Annotated in this window: 4 protein-coding genes; all 4 read right to left on the reverse strand. The window is 48.8% G+C overall.

What is annotated here, in order from left to right; translation table 11 throughout:
- Nucleotides 1-414 precede the first annotated feature (414 nt).
- Nucleotides 415-1,743: a lipopolysaccharide biosynthesis protein RfbH gene (gene rfbH, locus FJZ26_04560; protein MBM3229676.1), complete on the reverse strand. Its 1,329-nt coding sequence runs from the start codon at nucleotides 1,741-1,743 to the stop codon at nucleotides 415-417.
- Nucleotides 1,744-1,815: 72 nt separating this feature from the next.
- Nucleotides 1,816-2,679, reverse strand: a complete 864-nt coding sequence (locus tag FJZ26_04565; GenBank protein MBM3229677.1) for a sugar nucleotide-binding protein — start codon at nucleotides 2,677-2,679, stop codon at nucleotides 1,816-1,818.
- Nucleotides 2,675-3,655, reverse strand: a complete 981-nt coding sequence (locus tag FJZ26_04570) for an NAD-dependent epimerase/dehydratase family protein (protein ID MBM3229678.1) — start codon at nucleotides 3,653-3,655, stop codon at nucleotides 2,675-2,677. The genes FJZ26_04565 and FJZ26_04570 overlap by 5 nt, the downstream gene beginning before the upstream one ends.
- A 77-nt stretch (nucleotides 3,656-3,732) precedes the next feature.
- Nucleotides 3,733-4,239, reverse strand: a 507-nt coding sequence (locus tag FJZ26_04575) for a glucose-1-phosphate cytidylyltransferase (GenBank protein MBM3229679.1), incomplete at its 5' end; no start/stop codon positions are given.

Genomic DNA, 4,239 nt, shown 5'->3' on the forward strand with positions numbered 1-4,239 from the left:
AAGGGCATCAGCCCGTATTTTGCATTCAATGAGGGCTATGGCACATCAATGCTTGCAAGATGCCTTTTTGGCAAAAAAACAGGCGAGTTCTACTCCACCCAGCTCAACTTTCTCAAGGCTGCAACATGCGACAGTTTCCATGTGCTTGATGTCAAGACAGGGAAACTTACTCTTTTTGTGTGGAAAAGAAAATCTGGATTCGCAAGAAGGCTTGTGGCGCTTGCAGCTGCGGGGATTGACGGGGCAATCATGTTTGCCAAGGCGGTTTTTCTTCTTGCTGCTGGAGTTGTCTCAAAGCCCGGTTTCTACGCATCAAACGTGACTGCCAAATTTGGAAAATAGCCTTCAAGCTCTTTTGCCAAAATTATTAAGCTTGCCAATCTTTCAGGATTTGCAAGGTTCCAGCATATGTTTCTAGCCCTTCTTGTGCTTTTTCAAAAAGCCTTCAAAAACAGATGCAACATACTGGCGCATGTTGCCGTCAATCCCCGGATAAACGCCAATCCAAAAGGCATTGTTCATTATGTGGTCTGCATTTTCAAGACCGCCGACAGCCTTGTATTTTTTGCCCTTGTATGCCGGCTGCCTTGTAATGTTGCCGCCAAAAAGCATCCTTGTTGCAATGCCGCTTGATTCTAGGCACTCGACAAGCTGCCCCCTTTTGAACGGGGCGTCGGCTTTGATGTTGACAAGATAGCCAAAGGGACTTGGCTTGCAGCCAGGATAGCTTCTTGGCAAAATGAAATAATCCTCATATTGCTTGAAAAATTCCAGGTAAAAGTTGAAGTTTTCAAGCCTTGCCTTGACAAAGCCAGGCAGTTTTTTCAGCTGCGTTATCCCGACTGCTGCCTGCATGTCAGTTGCCTTGAGGTTGTATCCAATGTTCGAATAAATGTACTTGTGGTCGTATCCATAAGGCAAATCGCCAAGCTTCCACTTGAACCTCCTGCCACACGTGTTGTCAACACCCGGCTTGCACCAGCAGTCCCTGCCCCAGTCCCTAAATGATTCTGCTGCCCTTTTGTACACATCGTTTCCTGTCAGCACCGCTCCGCCTTCGCCTGTTGTTATGTGGTGGGCAGGATAGAAGCTCAGGGTCGCAAAATCCCCGTATGTGCCTACCATCTTGCCATTTGCCGTTGCCCCAAGCGCATCGCAGCAGTCTTCAATCAAAAACAGGCCGTGCTTTTTGCAAATATCGGAAAGCTTTGCAACATCAAATGGGTTGCCAAGCGTGTGTGCCACAAAAACCGCCCCTGTCTTGTCGCAAATGGCCTCCTCAATTCTTGACAGGTCAATGTTGTAGGTGTCAAGTTCAACATCCAAAAACACAGGCGTCATGTTGTTTTGGAAAATAGGGTTGACTGTTGTTGGAAATGAGGTGGCGGTTGTTATCACCTCGGCCCCTTTTTTCAGCCGCCTGCTGCCCAAAAATTTGCTTGTAAGCGCACAGAGTGCGACAAGGTTTGCTGAGGAGCCTGAGTTGACCATAAGGGCGTGCTTGAGGCCCATGTATGCCGCAAGCTGCGCTTCAAATGCATCTGCAAACCTGCCTGCAGTCAGCCAAAAGTCAAGCGAGGCGTCCACAAGGCTTGCCACATCCTCATCGTCAAATACCTTTCCTGAGACAGGCACCCTAGTTGAAGAGGCAATCTTGGATTTTTGCTCAAGCTCCCGCTGCTTTTGGAATCTTTTAACCATCCCAAGTATTTCCTGCCTCAAATTCCCAAGTCCCTTTTCCATGCAAAATTACCCTTTTATCCCCTATTATCTTGTTATAATCTATAATTCTATAGTTCTTAGTTCTAAAATATTCTAAATCCTTCCCTCAAGCTCTTTTGCCAAATCCTCAAACTGCCAGTCCAGGCTTTTTATCGGCCCCACCTGCGCCTCAACCTTGGCTGTTGACACGCGCAGGAATTGAGGTATCTTTATTGCCCTCTCAGTTGATTCAAGCTCCCCAAGCCTTGTCCCAAATCCGAAAAACTTGCAGGCCCTTTTTCCAAACTCCAAGCGTGACAGATAATCCTTTCCAACCACGTTGTAAATCCCCCTGGCGTCCTTTTGCGCAAGCTTTAGGGCAATGCAGGCAAGCTCATGGGCGCTAATTGGCTGTGAGAACTGGTCCGCCGCAAGCTGCATCTTATCTGAATTTTTCAGGCGCATGAGAATGTTTCGCCCTGCCAGATCAAAGCCAAACAACCCTTCCGTCCTCAGTGAAAGCCAGTTGCCATCCTCCTGACGCATCAGGAATTGCTCTGCCTCAAGCTTTGTCTGGCTGTAGTAATTTTTAGGCCCAAGCGGCGACTCCTCCGTGTACTCCACGCCCTCCAATCCCTCATAAAGCCAATCCGTGCTAAGGTGCAAAATTTTATATCCGTATTCTGGCTGCAGGCCAACAAGCCTGACAACGAGTCCTGCATTTGCCTTTTGCGCAAGCTCCCTCTCCTTTTCCATCTGGTCTGTTGACATGCCAGGCTTAATGGCGTTTATCACCATGCTTGGGCGAACTGTCGCAACAAGCTTTTCCAGGGCTTTCCAGTCAAGCACGTCAATGTTGCAAGTTGCATCTGGCGAGCTTCTTGCAACTGTGGCTACTTTGTATTTCAAGCCAAAAACTCTGCTTAAATGGAAGCCGGCAACCCCGCCTGCCCCAAGAACAAGTACTGTTATGCTAATCGCCCTTGTTTTTCAGCCAGGCCTTGTACCACTCAATGGCCTTTTTCAGACCCAAGTCAAAGTCGTGCGATGGCTTCCAGCCAAGCTTTGTCTTTGCTTTTTGGGCTGAAAGGTACTGCTCGGGTATCTCGTTGCTTGCCTGGTTGAGTATTACCGGCTGCAGGCCTGACTTCATGGCCTTTTTTACCTTGTCCACGACTTCAAGCACGCTTTGGGGCTGCTGGTAGCTGAAGTTGAACGCCTCCCCCTTTTCCCTGCCTTCAAGCAGGGCTGCTGCCAAAAGCAGGTTTGCATCAGAAATGTCCTCGACATAGACATAGTCGCGCACCATCTTGCCGTTGCTTCTGATAACTGGTCTTTGATTGAGAAGTATTGACTTGATTGTGCCTGGAACGATGCGGTTGAAGTTCAAGTCCCCGCCCCCAAAAATATTGCCGCACCTTGTGATTCCAACAGGCAATCCATATGTATGGAAATAACAGCTTGCAACCATGTCAGCGCAGGCCTTTGAAACGTCGTAGGGGTGGCTTGCGGCAAGCCTGTCATCCTCCTTGTAAGGAAGCCTGTTGCTCTCCCCATATGCCTTGTCGGTTGAGGCAACAACGACCGCTTGCAGAAGCCTGCTGTTTCTTGCAGCCTCAAGCACGTTCCAGGTGCCCTTGATGTTTGCCTCGAAAGTTGCAAGCGGCGACCTGTTTGCAGTCCCCACAATGGTCTGCGCGCCCAGGTGCAGGCAGACCTCAACCTCATACTCGTTCATCGCCCGCTCAACAAGCGAATAATCCTCAAGGCTGCCATTCACAATGCTGGCTTTTTTTTCAAGCCCTTCCATGTGAAAGTAGCAGCCAGGCACATGGTCCCTTTTTATTACAACCACGTTTGCCCCGCATGCTGCAAGCTTTTTTGCAACATGGCCGCCCAAAAGTCCCGTAGCCCCTGTTATAAGCACGTTTTTTTCCTTCCAGTCAATTGCCATCGAACCACTCACCAAAAGCCACGCGTCGCAGTCAGTTTTTGCAAGATTTCTCCCATGCGCTATATGACTGCCTGTTCCTACTGCCAGACTTTCCACGGATGCTTTTTTTCATCCCACATTTTGTTCAAGTCAAGATAATCCTTGTAAGTGTCCATTGCATGCCAGAAGCCCTCGTGCTTGTACATTGCCATCTGCCTTTTTTCAGCCAGGCGCGAAAACGGCTTTGTCTCAAGAACGCACGATTCGTCTGCATCCAAATAGTCGAATATTTCCCTGCCAAATACGTAAAACCCGCCATTCACATAATCATAAAGCTTGGGCTTTTCAACGAATTTTTCAACAAGCCCGTCCTTTCCAGGTGTTATAAGCCCGAACTTGGAATAGGGGTGCACTGCAGTCAGGGTTGCCACAACCCCCTGCTTTTTGTGGAACTCAAGCTCCTTGCCGATGTTCGAGTCCGTCAGCCCGTCTCCGTATGTAGTAAAAAAATCATCAGTGTCAATGTACTTTTCAATGCGCTTTAGCCTTGAGCCTGTCTGGGACTTAAGGCCGGTGTCGGCAAAGGTTATTGACCAGTCCTCGAA

This window comes from Candidatus Parvarchaeota archaeon (assembly GCA_016866895.1).
In the GTDB taxonomy this organism is placed as follows: Archaea; Micrarchaeota; Micrarchaeia; order Anstonellales; family VGKX01; genus VGKX01.

Bases quoted from the DNA above. Each gene is read 5' to 3' on its own strand.
- rfbH (MBM3229676.1), bottom strand. From the start codon at position 1,743: ATGGAAAAGGGACTTGGGAATTTGAGGCAGGAAATACTTGGGATGGTT.
- FJZ26_04570 (MBM3229678.1), bottom strand. From the start codon at position 3,655: ATGGCAATTGACTGGAAGGAAAAAAACGTGCTTATAACAGGGGCTACG.